The organism is Prevotella sp. P5-92 (genome assembly GCF_002251245.1).
GTDB lineage: Bacteria > Bacteroidota > Bacteroidia > Bacteroidales > Bacteroidaceae > Prevotella.
Map to the genome: position 1 here is coordinate 39,987 of NZ_NPJG01000053.1, position 16,255 is coordinate 56,241.

15 protein-coding genes and 1 pseudogene are annotated in these 16,255 nt (G+C 51.8%); 3 read left to right on the top strand and 13 right to left on the bottom strand.

Annotated elements, in window-relative coordinates:
- Nucleotides 1-119: 119 nt before the first annotated feature.
- The 13 genes and pseudogenes from CIK99_RS05975 to CIK99_RS06035 form a co-directional block, all read right to left on the bottom strand.
- Complete coding sequence (locus CIK99_RS05975) at nucleotides 120-2,105, bottom strand: fructose-1,6-bisphosphatase (protein ID WP_094380645.1); 1,986 nt, start codon at nucleotides 2,103-2,105, stop codon at nucleotides 120-122.
- Nucleotides 2,102-3,214, bottom strand: a complete 1,113-nt coding sequence (locus CIK99_RS05980) for a hypothetical protein (RefSeq protein WP_094380646.1) — start codon at nucleotides 3,212-3,214, stop codon at nucleotides 2,102-2,104. Before CIK99_RS05980 ends, CIK99_RS05975 begins: the two co-directional genes overlap by 4 nt.
- Nucleotides 3,211-4,362, bottom strand: coding sequence for a glycosyltransferase (locus tag CIK99_RS05985; RefSeq protein ID WP_094380647.1), 1,152 nt, complete (start codon nucleotides 4,360-4,362; stop codon nucleotides 3,211-3,213). Before CIK99_RS05985 ends, CIK99_RS05980 begins: the two co-directional genes overlap by 4 nt.
- Nucleotide 4,363: 1 nt before the next feature.
- Nucleotides 4,364-5,533, bottom strand: a pseudogene (gene lysA, locus CIK99_RS05990) (diaminopimelate decarboxylase); the annotation flags it as partial.
- Nucleotides 5,534-5,566: 33 nt separating this feature from the next.
- Complete coding sequence (locus CIK99_RS05995; protein ID WP_094380649.1) at nucleotides 5,567-6,886, bottom strand: aspartate kinase; 1,320 nt, start codon at nucleotides 6,884-6,886, stop codon at nucleotides 5,567-5,569.
- A 38-nt stretch (nucleotides 6,887-6,924) separates the two neighbouring features.
- Nucleotides 6,925-7,626: a cell division ATP-binding protein FtsE gene (locus tag CIK99_RS06000; RefSeq protein ID WP_094380650.1), complete on the bottom strand. Its 702-nt coding sequence runs from the start codon at nucleotides 7,624-7,626 to the stop codon at nucleotides 6,925-6,927.
- An 11-nt stretch (nucleotides 7,627-7,637) separates the two neighbouring features.
- Nucleotides 7,638-8,252: a bifunctional phosphoribosyl-AMP cyclohydrolase/phosphoribosyl-ATP diphosphatase HisIE gene (gene hisIE / locus CIK99_RS06005; RefSeq protein ID WP_094380651.1), complete on the bottom strand. Its 615-nt coding sequence runs from the start codon at nucleotides 8,250-8,252 to the stop codon at nucleotides 7,638-7,640.
- 63 nt (nucleotides 8,253-8,315) lie between these two features.
- The gene (gene hisF, locus CIK99_RS06010) at nucleotides 8,316-9,074 is read right to left on the bottom strand and encodes an imidazole glycerol phosphate synthase subunit HisF (RefSeq protein ID WP_094380662.1); all 759 of its coding nucleotides are present in this window, start codon (nucleotides 9,072-9,074) and stop codon (nucleotides 8,316-8,318) included.
- Between the two features lie 26 nt (nucleotides 9,075-9,100).
- Nucleotides 9,101-9,832, bottom strand: a complete 732-nt coding sequence (hisA, locus tag CIK99_RS06015; protein WP_094380652.1) for a 1-(5-phosphoribosyl)-5-[(5-phosphoribosylamino)methylideneamino]imidazole-4-carboxamide isomerase — start codon at nucleotides 9,830-9,832, stop codon at nucleotides 9,101-9,103.
- A gap of 11 nt (nucleotides 9,833-9,843) precedes the next feature.
- Complete coding sequence (gene hisH / locus CIK99_RS06020; protein WP_094380653.1) at nucleotides 9,844-10,434, bottom strand: imidazole glycerol phosphate synthase subunit HisH; 591 nt, start codon at nucleotides 10,432-10,434, stop codon at nucleotides 9,844-9,846.
- A gap of 53 nt (nucleotides 10,435-10,487) precedes the next feature.
- Nucleotides 10,488-11,351, bottom strand: a complete 864-nt coding sequence (gene purU / locus CIK99_RS06025) for a formyltetrahydrofolate deformylase (protein ID WP_094380654.1) — start codon at nucleotides 11,349-11,351, stop codon at nucleotides 10,488-10,490.
- Between the two features lie 46 nt (nucleotides 11,352-11,397).
- Nucleotides 11,398-11,934: an FHA domain-containing protein gene (locus tag CIK99_RS06030; protein WP_094380655.1), complete on the bottom strand. Its 537-nt coding sequence runs from the start codon at nucleotides 11,932-11,934 to the stop codon at nucleotides 11,398-11,400.
- Nucleotides 11,931-13,103 (bottom strand): SPOR domain-containing protein, encoded by a 1,173-nt coding sequence (locus CIK99_RS06035; RefSeq protein ID WP_158215914.1) that lies wholly within the window; start codon nucleotides 13,101-13,103, stop codon nucleotides 11,931-11,933. Before CIK99_RS06035 ends, CIK99_RS06030 begins: the two co-directional genes overlap by 4 nt.
- Nucleotides 13,104-13,240: 137 nt before the next feature.
- On the opposite strand from CIK99_RS06035, the gene rfbC reads away from it, so the two are divergent.
- From rfbC to CIK99_RS06050, 3 genes are read left to right on the top strand one after another with little or no spacing between them, the layout of a single operon-like run.
- Nucleotides 13,241-13,786, top strand: a complete 546-nt coding sequence (gene rfbC / locus CIK99_RS06040; RefSeq protein ID WP_094380657.1) for a dTDP-4-dehydrorhamnose 3,5-epimerase — start codon at nucleotides 13,241-13,243, stop codon at nucleotides 13,784-13,786.
- Nucleotides 13,787-13,841: 55 nt separating this feature from the next.
- On the top strand, nucleotides 13,842-14,642 hold the full coding sequence (locus tag CIK99_RS06045) for a DUF4738 domain-containing protein (RefSeq protein ID WP_158215915.1): 801 nt from the start codon (nucleotides 13,842-13,844) through the stop codon (nucleotides 14,640-14,642).
- A 17-nt stretch (nucleotides 14,643-14,659) separates the two neighbouring features.
- Nucleotides 14,660-15,994, top strand: coding sequence for a right-handed parallel beta-helix repeat-containing protein (locus tag CIK99_RS06050; protein WP_094380659.1), 1,335 nt, complete (start codon nucleotides 14,660-14,662; stop codon nucleotides 15,992-15,994).
- Nucleotides 15,995-16,255 lie beyond the last annotated feature (261 nt).

Sequence of the window (16,255 nt, forward strand, 5' to 3'; positions counted from 1 at the left end):
AAAATAAATTGTGATTTATTTTTTTTCCCGAGTGCAGCGTATCTTATTTAAAGGTACTGCAAAAGAGTGGAAAAACAAAATAAATTGTGATTTATTTTTTTTTCCACAAGTTTTGTCTTTTATCTTTTTTCTTTTATATATCCGTGTCTATAGGCGTATAGCAATTCTTTAAGGTCTTTTATCTGTTCTCTCAGTTCGATGCCTTTGTCGGTGTCAGCCACGAGCATGCGGTGAGCCGACATCTCCACGATCTGAGTGGTGCTTTTAATGTCGGTTCCCTGTAGAATGGCTTCCTGTGTAGAGGTAAACGGTTCGTGCTGAACCAACTGGAATCCGCGGCTATGATATACGAGTGTGTATCCGGCGATGCCCGTTTCCTTGTGATAAGCCTCGCTGAATCCTCCGTCTATCACCATCAGTCGGCCGTTGGCCTTTATGGGATTTTCTCCCTTCGAGGCATGCACAGGCACGTGTCCGTTGATGATGTGGCGATTGTTGCCTGTAACGCCGAAAGCGTCGAGGATGCGGTCGCACACCTCTTCGCTGTCACGCAGTTTGAAGTAGTTGCCTTTTTCCTCCTTGTATATTTCCTTGTCGGTGAGGAAATACCGTTCGAATGTAGCCATTTTTGACTTGTCGAACAGCGGGCTGTTTTTTCCGCACCAGAGATAGAGGAAGTAGTCGATGGCATGTTGCCGTTCGTCGTCTTCAGTATCTGAGGCGAATGCAGATCGTATGAGTATGCCTATTCTCTGCATCAGTTCGCGTCCGCTATAGGATTTGTTATTGTAGAGTTCCACTTCTTTCAGTGTGCCGTCGTCGTTGAGAGGTATGGATGCGTGGAAGAGCAGGTTGCTGTTGTATATTGCATACATACATCCATGCGCGAGCAGTATGGAGATATGCTTGTTCAGTTTTTCGCTTGCGGCAAAGGAGTGGTGCAGCTTTTCCATCAGCAGTTCTTCCTCAGGAGTGAGTCGGTTGGGGTCAGAAGGATCGATGGTAGGGAAGTGGCAGCTTGTCATGTCATATTCCTTTCCTTCTATTGTGCATACTCCACGCTTATAGTCGATGCTGTTGAGGAGGCATCTGTTGTCCATCTCCCATTCTGGATGTCGTCCTATTATCTTTGCCTCGGTCTTTAGTTGCAGCACAGCGATGGCCTTGTGCATTTTCGCCGTAAGGAGTTTTGTTTTCTCGTCCATCTCGTTGTTTTTCAACAGTTTTGGCATAAATTCCAGACAGGCATCTTCGGCGTAAGTCTCCATGGCGAATGTGGCGAGCGGCAGGAGGTTGATGCCATATCCCTCTTCGAGAGTGGTGAGGTTGGCATAGCGTAGCGACAGGCGCAGCACGTTGCAAATACATGCGTCGTTGCCGGCGCTCGCTCCCATCCAGAGGATGTCGTGATTGCCCCATTGAATGTCCCAGCTATGATATTGCTTCAGCGTGTCGAGGATGATGTGTGCTCCTTGTCCACGGTCGAAGATGTCGCCAAGGATATGCAGTTGGTCGATGGCGAGGCGCTGTATTACGTTACAGAGAGCTATGATAAAGTCGTCGGCTCGTCCTGTGGTGATGATGGTATCGACGATCACCTTGACGTATGCCGTTTTGTTCATGTCGTCGCTACGTTCGTGCAGTAGTTGCTCGATGACGTAACTGAAGTCAGCCGGCAGCGATTTTCTTACTTTCGAGCGAGTGTATTTGCTGCTGACGTCTCGGCATACCCTCACTAGCTGGTAGATAGTGATATGATACCAGTCTTCGATGTCTTCGTCCGACTCTTTCACGAGTTCGAGTTTCTCTTCCGGGTAATAAATGAGTGTGCAAAGTTCTTTTTTCTCGCTTTCTCTTATCTCGCTTCCGAACAGTTCGTTGACTTTTCGCTTGATGTTTCCCGATGCGTTTTTCAGGATATGTCTGAACGCCTGGTATTCTCCGTGAAGGTCGGCGAGGAAGTGCTCGGTGCCTTTCGGCAGGTTGAGTATGGCCTCAAGGTTAATTATCTCGGTGCTTGCTGCAGCTACCGAGGGAAACGACTGCGAGAGTAGATTAAGGTATCGCAGGTCTTTTTCGATGTCGTAATGAACAGATTGTTTCATATTTTGAGTTGTGAAGATAATTGTCTGAATATTTTTTTTGTCGTCCGGTCGTATAGTGTCGGGACCACGAGAAATCCTTCGGGCAGTTTGAACGAAGTCGTCACGAGAGCCATTAGTCGTCGTGCCCATTTTGTCATTTGCCGGTCGTCGAGCAGGTATCTGAGTTCGTCCTCGTCGGTTTTCAGTTTGTAGAGCATGTCTGTGAGATTGACGATGTCGAGAATACCAATTTTGTTTTTCTGAATTTTCCTTATGATCTTTCCGAAGGCTTCGACGATGCTCGTCGGAGTGTGTAGTCCTGTATTGTCGGTGGTCAGTGTCAGCAGGGTGACATAGTCGTTAGTCCCGTTGTCTTGCCTTTTTGGTGGGTAGATGGCTATCGTTTCGGGATTACATTCCGGCATTGTCGTCCCGAGTATTCTTGCTCCACGGGCGATGTGTTTGAGAGTATGTGTGAGAAAACCATAAAGCTCTATCTGCCTCCATTGCTGTGTGGTGAGGTTTCTCACGATGGCAGCCTCTTCTTCGCTGGTCCATCGTGTGTCGGCGGTGATGGCAGTCTTGCATAGTATTGTTATGGCGTCGTGTGTCTCATTGTCCATTATCTCAGTGACATTACTGTCAAGCACCTTTTGGTAGATGCTGATGGTCTTCTGTGCCATCTCCTCGTCGGTGGTGGCGCTTGTAAACAAGGAGCAGGCGATGGTTTCCACCCGTTTGTTTGCCTTGTATCTTTCCACTGCCTCCCGTTCCATTTTTCCCATCACGATGGTAGCATACGACGTTGCGAAGAGTCTCAACTTTTGGGGTATGAGAAGAGACGAGATAACGTTTGCTCGTGCCATCACCCACGGTTCTATGTCGCCGTGTGGTGTGAGAACGATGCGTGTGTGATATTGTCGTGCCAAGGCATATACTTTGCCCACGCTTCTGTGCCAGCATCCATGGATATTGATTATGTCGGCCTTTTCTTTCGAGAGTTCTTCGTTCAGATGGTTTATCGAGTTTGCGCATCGGCACACTATTCTCCCCTCCATCGACTTGCAGAGAGTGTCGATGTATTCGGCGATAATGCTGTCGCCAGTCGGGTTATAGTGTATGATGTTCATCGTCTGTAGAAGTCGTATTTGTCACATCTTGAGTGTTTTATCTTCAGCCAGATGTCGCGCCACATTATCGTTGACACGAGTAATGGCACTTTCCATGGACTGATTGTCTCTCCGGCATCTTTCATGGCCTTTGATGCGGTGAAGACCTTAGCGGCATAGGTGAGAATCATGAACAGCGCGGCTGCCAGTGCCATGTCGTATCGTTGCGTGGATAGTCCAGCTGCCAATACCGCAATTTGCGCAATGATATTGATGTGCTGTAACGCTGTGTCGGCGCGTTTCAAGAATGAGTAGGCGAAGCCGTTGTCAAGATACTTTCTCGTCTCGATGAAATAGAGATGATCGTTGATCCACGATTTTTTTGTGGGTGCGTCTTGTATCATGGTAGCCTTGAGAGAGTCAGCCACGACAGCTTTCCCTTTTTTGCCATATTCGTTTGCGAGGAAGTCGTATTCGCCTCTTAGCAGTTTGAGGCTGGCAAGGAATCCGTTCCCCTCTATGAATCTCTTCCGTCGGAACATCATGTTGTGCCCCTGATAAGCATAGACGTCACGTTTCTGCGCCTCATACGCGTTTCTCCACCAGCAGATGATGCGTTCCACCCGTTCGTAGTCGGTGGCGTTGACGTCGTATCGTGTGGCTCCGAGCACGAGTTCGGTGTCATGAGAGCAATGCTGTGCCATGGCCTTCAGCCATTGGTTGTCGGCAGGATGGCAGTCGGCGTCGGTGAAAAGAATCCATTCGTGTCTTGCCGCTTTCACTCCTATGGTGAGTGCCAGTTTGCGTCGGCTGACGTAGTGGCTTGAGTCAGGTATGAAAGTGACGTAGAGATTTTTGTGATTGTTCTTCAGGCGTTTGAGCACTTCAGCTGTTTCGTCGGTCGATGACTCGTCCACCACTATCACCTCATATTCTCCTTGATAGTCTTGTGATAGCAGTAGTGGAAGGTTGCGCTCCGTCTCCACCTCGCCGTCGTGTACGGCGAGTACGATGGAGACAGAGGGCAATGTGTTGTCGTCACTGTCGGCGGCATTGTCGTTATTCTGCTGGCTTTTTGGTCTTCTCATCAGCGGCGATGCGATGATGTCGAGAATGCCCAGCATGGCGAGTGCTGCACAAATTATTATCGTCAGTGTGTCGAATGTCATATCAGATATTGTTCATGTCTTCTGTCGTGTAGCCCTTAGGCAGCTGACGGCAGTTGTATTGCGAGGCCATGATCTCGCCGTAGGCTCCAGCCGAGCGTACGGCGATGAGATCGCCTCGCTTGGTGCTGTTGAGTTCAGTCTGTTTTGCGAAGACGTCGCTCGACTCGCATATTGGACCCACCACGTCGTATGTCTCCATTGCCTCGTCGCTTGTGATGTTCTCTATCTTGTGGTAAGCCTGATAGAGAGCTGGACGAATGAGGTCGGTCATTCCCGCGTCAACGATGGCAAACTTCTTCACCTCGCCCTGTTTGATGTAGAGAGTGCGTGTGATGAGCGATCCGCACTGTCCCACTACGGCACGTCCCAGTTCGAAGTGCAGTTTTTGTCCTTTTCTGAGGTGCAGGTTGGCTGCGTATGTGTCGAAGAAAGCCTTGAAGTCAGGCACTGGTACTCCGTCGGGGTTTTGGTAGTTGATGCCGAGTCCGCCTCCCACGTTGATATTCTTCACTACGATATTCTCACGTTCGAGTTCCTCTTGCAGTTCGTTGACACGCAAGCAGAGTGCCTTGAAGTCGGTCATGTCGAGAATTTGCGAACCTATGTGGAAGTGAAGTCCCACAAACTCCACGTTGCTCATCTCCTGTGCCTTTCTTATCACAGCCACCATGTCTCTCATGGCGATACCGAATTTGTTTTCAGCCAGTCCGGTGGTGATGTTGGCATGAGTGTGTGCGCCCACGTTGGGGTTGATGCGGAACGCCACTCGTGCCGTTTTCCCTTTTTCGGCAGCGAGCATGTTGATGACGTCGAGTTCGGCGAGGCTTTCCACGTTGAAGCAGAAGATGTCGGCATCGAGTCCGAGATTTATTTCCCAGTCGCTCTTGCCCACGCCTGCATATACGATGCCTTCGGGCTTGAATCCCGCCTTTATGGCGGCCTCTATCTCACCTCCGCTGACGCAGTCGGCTCCGAGTCCAGCTTTTCGTATTATACTGAGCAGCTGTTGGTTAGCGTTAGCCTTAACGGCATAGTGAACGCAGTATCCTTCGTGTTTTGCGGCTTCTTCCGCTATGGCGCTCAGTGTGCGGCGCAGTAGTGTAGTGTCGTAGTAGTAGAAAGGAGTCCTGATATTCTGGAACTTTTCTACGGGGAATTGACCTTTCATAAGTCTTGTATTTGTTTTGTGTGAAAAATGTTTGTCTTATTTGTTGAACAGAGTGTCGCTGAGGCTTTGCAGTGCACGTTTTTTGTCGCTCTCTTTGATGAGGAACGAGATGTTGTAGTTGCTGCCTCCATAGGAGATCATACGGACGGGGATGTTTTTCATCGCCTCGGTAGCCAGTGTCTCGAATCCTACGTTGCTCCAGTCGAGGTCGCCCACCACGCAGATAATGCACATGTCCTTGTCAACGGTGACGGTGCCGTATTTCTTCAGTTCGTCAACAATCTCGTCGAGATGCGAGTTGTTGTCGATGCTCATAGACACTCCCACCTCCGATGTGCACACCATGTCGATGGCAGTCTGGTAGCTTTCGAATATTTCGAACACCTTTCTGAGGAATCCCGTTGCGAGAAGCATGCGGCTGCTTTTGATCTTTATGGCCGTGATATTGTCTTTTGCTGCCACAGCCTTTATCTTGCCGCGCTCGGTGCGGTTGCTGATGGTGGTGCCTTCAGCCTGCGGGTCCATGGTGTTGAGCAGTTTGACGGGTATTCCTGCAAACTTGGCAGGCTGTACGCATGTGGGGTGGAGGATTTTTGCACCGAAGTAAGCTAATTCGGCAGCCTCCTCGAAATGAAGCTGATGAACGGGTTCGGTTTTTTCCACCACTCGTGGGTCGTTGTTGTGCATGCCGTCGATGTCGGTCCAAATCTGTATCTCCTCGGCGTTGATGGCGGCACCGATGAGCGAAGCGCTGTAGTCGCTGCCTCCACGCTGCAGGTTGTCGATTTCGCCGTAGGCATTGCGGCAGATAAATCCCTGGGTGATATACACTTGTGCTCCCTCGTTTTCAGAGAGGATAGAAGCGAGTTTCTCCTTGATGTAAGATGGATCTGGTTCTGCATTTTTGTCTGTGCGCATGAAGTCGAGAGCCGAGAGCAGTGTGGCTTTGATGCCTTGTTCCTTCATGTAGTTTGCAATCATGTTGGTGCTCATCATCTCGCCCTGTGCCACGATGTTCTTTTCCTCGAAGCTGGTGAAGAGCTCTTTGGTGAACGAGCGCAGATACTTGAATTCCTCGAGCAGGAAGGCACGTGTGGTCTCTTTCCACTCTTCGGTAGAGTAGAGTTCCTCGACGTGTTGCATGTATTTCTCTTCGAGTTTGTTGATTACCTCGTTAGCGCCTTCGGGATTCTTTTTGTAGAGATAGTTAGAGATCTCCAAGAGAGAGTTTGTCGTTCCCGACATGGCAGAGAACACTACGAACACCTGTTCGCCTGATTGGGTCACCAGTTTTGTCACTTCTTTCATTCTGGCTGGAGTGCCTACTGAGGTGCCTCCGAATTTCATTACTTTCATATCGATATGCTTTTTTTTTTTACTATTCAATTGCGTACTCAGTCGAGTTCCATTTTTATTTTGTTGTAGTCGCCGGTCACCTCTTCGAGATGTCCTTCGGCGCATCGATACACGATGCCAGGATATTTTTCAAGCATCGGAAGGTTGTGAGTGCTCATCACCACCGAAGTGCCTGTCTGCGAGATGTTTCTGAGCAGTTGGATAATTTTTTCCGCCGTCTCGGGGTCGAGGTTTCCTGTAGGTTCGTCTGCGATGATCACCTTCGGCTTGTTGAGTATGGCACGTGCGATGGCCACTCGCTGCTGTTCGCCTCCGGAGAGCTCGTGTGGCATCTGGTCTATTTTCTCTTCCATACCCACTTCGGCGAGCACCTCTTTAACCCTTGCCTCTATCTCGTCTTTCTTTTTCCATCCTGTGGCCTTGAGCACAAATTCAAGGTTTCGCCTTACGGTCCTGTCGGCCAGCAGCTGGAAGTCTTGGAAGATGATGCCCATCTGTCGGCGCAGTGCAGGTACATGCTTGCGTTTCAGCGACTTGATGTCGTGGTTGAGCACGACGGCCTTTTCAGCCTCATCGAGGTCGAGTTCGAAGTACATGGTCTTGAGAAGCGAGCTTTTTCCCGTTCCCACTCGTCCTATGAGGTATATGAACTCACCTTCTCCGGCGTTGAAGTTCACGTCGGCGAGGATCACTTTGCCGTCGGTTTGGCAGATCTTGGCGTTTTTGTATTCGATCAACATAATGCTGTGGCTTAATGCTTGTGCCAGTTAGGGTCGTGGCGCACCTGCAGTTCGCGTGCGAGGTCTTCTATGCGCAAGCCTTTGCTGGTGAGAAGAACGATGAGATGGTATATCATGTCCGAACCCTCATAGACGAGACGTTCGTTGGTGCCGTTGCATGCCTCTATCACTGCTTCGAGTGCCTCTTCTCCCACTTTCTGTGCCATGCGGTTGAGTCCGTCCTTGAAGAGCGATGTGGTGTAGCTTCCTTCTGGCATCTCCTCGTGTCGGCGGTTGATGAAGTCTTGCAGGTAAGTGAGGAAGAGCAGAGGGTTTTTCTCGTTTGTCTCTCCCCAGCATGTGTCGGTACCGGTGTGGCATGTGGGTCCTGTCGGGTTAGCCTTGACGAGCAGTGTGTCGTTGTCGCAGTCCACCTTGATGTCCACGAGTTCGAGGAAGTTGCCCGAGGTCTCTCCCTTAGTCCAGAGACACTGTCTTGAGCGGCTGAAGAAGGTCACCTTCTTTGTCTCGATGGTTTTGTCGAGTGCCTCTTTGTTCATGTATCCGAGCATGAGCACTGTCTTTGTTGTGGCGTCCTGTATGATGGCAGGGACGAGTCCGCCTGTTTTTTCGAAGTCGATATTCATATTTCTTCTTTTTGTTTTTTCCTACGTTGTTGTTTTGCTGGTCCTTATGGTCAGTCTATGTTGTCAGATTCTCACTTCAATGCCCTCGTTGCGAAGGTATTCTTTCAGGCTGCCGATGGGAATCTCGCCGAAGTGGAAGACGCTGGCGGCGAGTGCAGCGTCGGCATGGCCTATGGTGAAGGCGTCGCGGAAGTGTTCTTTCTTTCCCGCTCCCCCGCTCGCTATGACGGGTATGGAGAGGTCGTCGGCGAGCTTGGCGAGTGCCTCGTTGGCATATCCGTCCTTGACGCCGTCGTGGTTCATGCTGGTGAAGAGTATCTCTCCGGCTCCGCGTTCCTGTGCCTCGTGAGCCCATTCGAAGAGTCCGCGTTCGGTGCGTTCGCGTCCGCCTTTGAGGTAGCAGTGCCATCCGTCGGGGTCGAGTCGTGCGTCGATGGCGCAGACGCATACCTGACTGCCGAAGCGTCTTGTTATCTCGTCGATGAGTTCCGGCCGTCGTATGGCGGCACTGTTGACGCTCACCTTGTCGGCGCCGGCATAAAGGAGCCGTTCCACGTCGCTGAGTTCGTTGATGCCTCCGCCCACGGTGAACGGGATGTTTATTTCCCTTGCCACGTTGGTGACCATCTCGGTAAATGTCTTTCTTCCCTCGAAGCTGGCTGTGATGTCGAGGAAGACCAGTTCGTCGGCTCCCGCCTCGCTGTAAGCCTTTCCCAGTTCCACGGGGTCACCGGCTTTCCTGAGGTTGACGAAGTTGGTGCCCTTAACGGTTTCACCATCCTTGACGTCGAGACAAGGTATGATTCGTTTTGCAAGTCCCATACTATATATATAATAAGGTGTGAATACTATGGCTGTTGTTGTTTCGACCATTCCACGAGGTGTTGGAGGTCGATTTTCCCCTCGTATATCGACTTTCCGAACACCACGGCGGGGATTCCCCTCTGGTTGAGTTCGTAGATGTCGTCGGCCTTCGACACTCCGCCGCTGGCTATGAGGTGAAGTGAAGGGGAGGCGTCCATTATCTGCGAATAGAGCTCCACTGCCGTGCCTCCCATCATGCCGTCTCGCGAGATTTCGGTGCAGAGCACGGTTTTCACTCCGTGTCTCACATATCGTTCGAGGAACGGCAGCAGGTCGGTGTCGGAGTCTTCTTTCCATCCGTTGATAGATATCTTTCCGTTTCTCACGTCAGCTCCGAGAATGATTTTCTCCGCGCCGTATTTGTCGAGCCATCCGTCGAAGAGGTCGGGATTGCTGATGGCCACCGAACCAATGGTGACCATTGCCGCCCCGTTGTCGAAGGCCTTTGTGATGTCGTCGTCGGTCTTTATTCCTCCGCCGAAATCCACGGTCAGCGCTGTTGTCGAGGTGATGGCGTTGAGCACATGCACGTTGACGATGTGTTTCGACTTTGCTCCGTCGAGATCCACCATGTGCAGTCGTGTAAAGCCTTTGTCTTCCAGCATCTTTGCCATATCTACGGGGTCGCCATATACGGTCTTTGTGTCGTAGTTGCCTTTGGTGAGGCGTACGCATTTGCCTTCTATGATATCTATAGCGGGTATGAGTTCAATCATGTCGTTACTGTTTAGAGGTCGATGAAGTTCTGTAGGATGCGTGCTCCCACGCTGCCGCTCTTCTCGGGGTGAAACTGTGTGGCGAAGAAGTTGTCCTTGGCGAGCGCGGCGCTGTAGGGCTGTATGTAGTCAGCCGTGGCGATGGTGTCGGCAGAGAGCGGCACGTAGTAGCTATGCACGAAATACACATATTCGTATCCCTTGAATCCCTTGAACAGCGGCGACTTGGTGTCGGTTATCTTGTTCCATCCCATTGCGGGCACCTTTTCCTCGTGTCGTGAAGGCACGAATCGTCTGACGTCGGCATCAAAGATGCCAATGCAGTCGGTGTCTCCCTCCTCAGAGTGGCGGCACAGCAGCTGTTGTCCCACGCAGATGCCGAACACGGGCTGTCTGAGGTTGCGTATCACCTCGTCGAGGCGTCGTTCCCTGAGATAGTCCATGGCGCTTCGTGCCTCCCCTTGTCCTGGGAAGATCACCTTGTCGGCCTTGGCCAGACGCTCGGCGTTGTCGGTGAGGTCGGGCTCTATGCCCATTCTCCTCAGGGCGTTCACCACCGAGTAGATGTTTCCGGCGTTGTATTTTACTATCGCTATGTTCATGTGAGTTTCTTATGTGTGTAGTGGCTCAGAGTCAATTTAGCGTCAACTCAGGGTCAACTGAAAATGATAGTCTTGTTGTGGTATGTGAGTATTTTCCTCTCGATGTGTTTTTTTACGGCACGCGAGAGGACAATTTTCTCAAGGTCGCGTCCTTTGAGCACGAGGCTCTCAGGCGTGTCTTTATGGCTTATTCGCACCACGTCCTGCTCTATTATCGGTCCGGCGTCGAGTTCGGCGGTCACGTAGTGGCTTGTGGCGCCGATTATCTTCACGCCCCTTTCCCAAGCCTGGTGATATGGTTTTGCGCCGATGAAGGCAGGCAGGAACGAGTGGTGGATATTGATGATGTGGTTTGGATATGCCTTTATCATCTCGTCGCTGATGATCTGCATATATCTCGCCAGCACGATAAACGTCACCTTTTCTTTTGCGAGCAGCTCCATCTCAGCCTGTTCCACCTCGGCCTTGTTGGAGTGGTCTTTCTTTATCGACCACACGTGGAAGGGGATATTAAACTGTTCGCCCACGTATCTCAGATCCTCGTGATTGCTGATGATGCAAGGTATCTCGACGTTAAATTCTCCGGCGTTGTATCTTGCCAGCAGGTCGTAGAGGCAGTGGCTCATCTTGCTGACGAAGATAGCCATGCGTGGCTTCACGTCGTTGAAGTAGAGGCTGCATGCCATCTCGTATTTCTGTGCATAGAGCGTGTCGATATATTCCTTTATCTTGTCTCTTGGAATGAGGAAGTTGTCGAGTTCCCATTCTATGCGCATGAAGAGCATGCTGTCCTGATGATCTACATACTGGTCAAGATAAACGATGTTTCCCTGATTGTCGGTGATAAACCTTGTTATTTCCGAGATTATGCCCGGCTGGTCGGGGCAATGCAGGAGGATAATGGCAGTGGGTTTCATTTTTTCTTTTTTTGTTCTGTTCTATACTATTCTCTTGTTGGTTTTTTCAGTCGTTGTCGTCGCTGTCGCCTGCGCGGAGGATGACCGATGTCGCCCCGATGGTAAACAGCGTGCCGTCCTCGATGACGCGTCGTTCGCGGTCGCCGAGTATCTCGTTGTCAACGAAGGTGCCGGTGTAGCTTGGTCCGTCGCGTAGCACGTATTTCAGTTTTCCCCTTTTGTCGCGGCTCACGTTGAGCGTGCAGTGGTTGATGTCGATGCTCGGGTCGTTGGTCTCTATGGGCAGTGTTGTGGCGCTGCCTTTCATGTATCTGCCAATGGTGTTGTCGCCCATCTTCAGCGGCAGGACCTGCTTGTAGTGGAACACGTTTTCTATCACCACCAGCGAGCCGGCTCCGTTCTCGTTGGCCTGCTCGTCGGGTTTCTCCTCTTTCTGCATGTTACGCAGTTTCGAGGTGCCTATGCGTATTCCGAATTCCTTTCCGCACTGGTCGCATTTGAACACTAACGACTGTCCGTCGGTGTATTTTGTCTCGTCGAAAGTGATGTAGTTGTCACATTTCGGGCATCTTACTCTTTTCATCTTCTGTTCTCGGCGTGTTTCATCTTGTATATCCAGGCCTGTTCGAAGTGCTTGCTTCCGCGCACCTTGTTGAGAGCCTTCAGGGCATCCTCCTCGGTGTCGTATTGCCCGTAGATCACTCTCACGACCTTATTATTAATATAGGTGAAAGCCTTGTCGTGGCCTTCCTTGTGCAGCTCCTCAACATAGCGGTCGGCGCCGCCGCGTGTCACCTGGCTTGCCAGCACAATGCCGTAAGCCACGCCGCGCGGGGCTGTAGTGTCGGGTTTCATGGCTGTCTTTTTCGAGGCTGTGGCGTCGGCCTTTGCCGCGGTTTCGCCTTTCGCCATGTGGCTTGCCTTTGCCGTGTCGGCATCTTCGGCCGGAATGGCTGCTGCAGTCTGCCGTATCTTTTCTTCCACGCGTCTCACGTTGGTCTTTGTCATCTTGGCGTTTGGCGTGTCGAGCACGGAAATCTTTGTCAGCACGCCTGTTGACATGTCGCTGACATACATCTTTCCCTCGATGCTGTTGCTCACTGGCGTTGAGATGAGGAAGAAAGCCACGATGGCGGCGGCCGCCACGGCAATGTTTCTTATCCACGACACCTTGATGCTGATGGTGCGCTCGCTGTATGCCGTGTTGTCATCGTCAGCCTCGGCTGCCGGCTCGATAAACGAGGTGGGCAGGGCGGGCGTGGGCTTGCGCTCCTCCTCCAGCAGAGGTATCTCTGCCACTGGGGCGCTTTCTTTCTGCCTTGGCGTGGCGTCGAGCCTATCGATGACAAAGGCGTCGAGCCCGTAAAGTGCGGGAGTGAGTATTCCTGCCTCGCACGGCTCAAACACGATGTCGCCCTGGTCGTTGACGGCGAGTGTGCCTATGTTTCTCAGTTCAAATGTTCCTTGCTCGCAGAGTGAGGCTTTCATCCTCTCTGTGTCGTTGGCAATGGCCCGCTGTGCCTCTGGGTAGCTTATGTCGTATGCCTCCACATAAGACTGTGCGAGCAGCGAGTCGTTGATATTCTTCAGATGAGGGTTGAACCCTAACGAACGCAAGGGTGGCAAGAACGAGTTGTCGCTCTTGTCATATCTGGCCTCGACATGATGTGCCACAAAGCCTCCGAAACCGGGCACAATTACGCAGTCATTGTCGAGCAGAAGTATCTCTATATGTCTGTCTAATTCAATCACGAGTGCAAAATTACTCCATTTTTTTGGAAAAACCAACAAAAATGGGTTGAAAATCATATAAAATCATCAAAATCGTTTCATATATCATTTTAAATTGCTACTTTTGCACACCGAAAGTAAAATAACCATTGTAAAAGATGAACTATATAGAGACAGAAATCAAGGGCGTGTTCGTCATCGAACCACGCGTCTTCCCCGACCAGCGCGGCTATTTTCTCGAGGCTTGGAAGAAGGAAGAGTTTGAGCAGCATGTCGGGCATGTTGACTTCATACAGGACAACGAGTCGAAATCCTCACGCGGCGTGTTGCGCGGACTGCACTATCAGAAAGGCGATGCCTCGCAGGCAAAGTTGGTGAGGGTGGTGAAGGGAGCCGTCCTCGATGTTGCCGTCGATCTGCGCCGCGACAGCGCCACCTTCGGCCGACATGTCATGGTGGAGCTCACTGACGAGAACAAGCGCCAGCTGTTCATTCCCCGCGGCTTTGCCCACGGTTTCCTCGTGCTCAGCGACGAGGCTGTGTTCACCTATAAGGTTGACAACGCCTACTGTCCGCAGCAGGAGGCGTCCATCCGCTTCGACGACCCCGAACTCGGCATCGCATGGCCAATGGATATGGCCGAGGTGCTCACCAGCGAGAAGGATCTCCGCGGCGCGACATTCGCCGATGCTGAGTATTTCTAATGGTGGGGAATATTCCTTTAGTTACCCCAATCCCTTATTAACCATACACATCAAGATGAAGATTATTACCACACTTCTCCTCGCCGCTGCAGTTGGCTGCGCCGCCGTGTCGTGCCAGAAGAAGACTGACGTGAAACTTAGCGCCGTAGAAGACACCAAGGCGAAGGAGATGATGCAAGGCGTATGGATAGACGACGAGACACAGGAGGTGAACTTCATGGTCAAGGGCGACACCATACTCTATCCCGACAGCACGAGCCAGCCGGCCTTTTTTAAGGTAGTCAACGACACGCTCGTCGTAGGCGAGCCGCCGTCGCGTTACCCCATTGTCAAGTTCTCGGCCGCCATACTCGTGTTCAAGAACCAAAACGGCGAGGAACTCAAGCTCACCAAGAGCAACTCGCCCGACGACAACGCCGAGTTTGAGCAGCATAAGCATCAGCCGTTTGCCGTCACCACCCGACAGCTGAAAAAAGACACCGTCGTCACCCTCGGCGGCGAGCGCTACCATTGCTATGTGGCCATCAACCCCACGAAATACAAGGTGTTGCGACGCGTGTTCAACGACGACGGAGTGGCCGTTGACAACGTCTATTACGACAACATCATCCACCTCAGCGTGTATCGCGGGGCAGAGAAGATCTATTCGAGCGACATCACCAAGAAACTCTATGCCTCGAAGGTGCCCGCCGACTTCCTCAACCAGTCGATACTCGGCGACATGAATCTCTCGCGTGCCGACAGCGACGGCTTCCACTTCGAGACCGTCATTGGCATCCCCGAAGCCACCACGAGCTACGTACTCGACACCACGGTGTCTAAAGACGGAAAAATCAAGGTGGGAGAAATGAAGTAGGAACAATAAAAACTCAAATGAAAAGACATTTTCTCGCAATCCTGACGTTATTGACCGCCATCGTCACCGCCACCGACGCAAAGGTGATATATGTGGCACCACAGGGCGACGACGCGGCGGCAGGCACCATCGACGCACCGTTAGCCACGCTGCCAGCAGCCTACAGGCTGACCGAAGGCGGCGACACCGTATGCTTCCGTGGAGGCACATACAACGTGACAGACAGCCAGGTGATGAAAATCAATGGCGTGTATGCCTTCGTGTTCGCACTTGAGAAAGCCGGTACGGCAGAGCATCGCACATGCTATATGGGCTATCCCGGCGAACGACCCGTGTTCGACTTCTCCGCACTGATGCTCGACGGCAAGCACCGCTTTGCCGCCTTCTATCTCGGTGCAGACTACGTTCATCTGCGTAATTTCGACATCGTCGGCGTGCCTGTACGCATCAAGGGACATACACAGTCTGAGTGTGTCAGCGCAAGGCGCGGGTCGCACTGCATCGTCGAGGACATCGCCATGCACGACGGCATGGCGATAGGATATTACCAGAAGCGAGGGTCGCATAATCTTGTCGTCGATTGCGACGCCTATAACAACTACGACGATTATTCCGAAGGTCCCTATGGCGGCAATGTGGATGGCTTCGGCTGCCACGTGTTCGATACGTTTGAGGTGGGAAACGTGTTCAGAAGATGCCGCGCATGGCGCAATTCAGACGACGGCTTCGATCTTATCTCGTGTGCCGCACCAGTGGAGATAGACCACTGCATGGCGTTCTACAACGGCTACTGCCCCTCCTCAAATCCCGCCGACACTGTCAATTTCGTAAGTGCTGGCGACGGCAACGGCTTCAAGGCTGGCGGATGGGGGATGAACAAGCGAAAGACAAAGTGCCCCGACGTGTGCCCTGCTCATTATATACATCACTCTCTCGCTTACCGCAACAAGGCGCACGGCTTCTATGCCAACCACCACCTGGCAGGCAACACCTGGGAGAACAACACCTCGTGCGGCAACCGCTCAAACTACAACATGCTAAACCGTAAGAACACTTTCGAGGCCATCGACGTGCCCGGCTACGACCACAGTCTGGCAAACAACGTGTCGTGGACGTTCACCGACGCGTCCCTTGGCGGTCATCTCATCAATATCGACCCCGACCGCATCACTCTCACCAACAACAGCTTTGCTCCATCTGTCAGCTCGGTGGAGGTGACTGCCGAAATGTTTGTGAGCACCTCTGTCTCCCTTCTCTTCACCAGACGCCTTCCCGACGGCCGTCTGCCATCGATAGACTTCCTGCGTGGCAAGGCCGGCACCATACTTGAAGAGCGGCAGATGGGGTGGTGAAGCAGTGGAGACTTGACGGCTTCTGTTGGGGAAACATGAATAATACTGTTGCTAATTAGGGTGTAAAGTATGATGTACTCGAGTTTCGGAAGTTTAAGACAGGGGACAGTCCTCTGCCTAAACGTCACCTAAAAAACTCAAAAAGGTTAACTTGTTAACGGTTAACTGGTAACTTTTCCCACTTCTTACCCCACCCAGCCCTCTCGCTGCGACAAAAGGTTGCAAGCAGAAAAAACTTCGGTATCGCGCGCGCACGCGTTA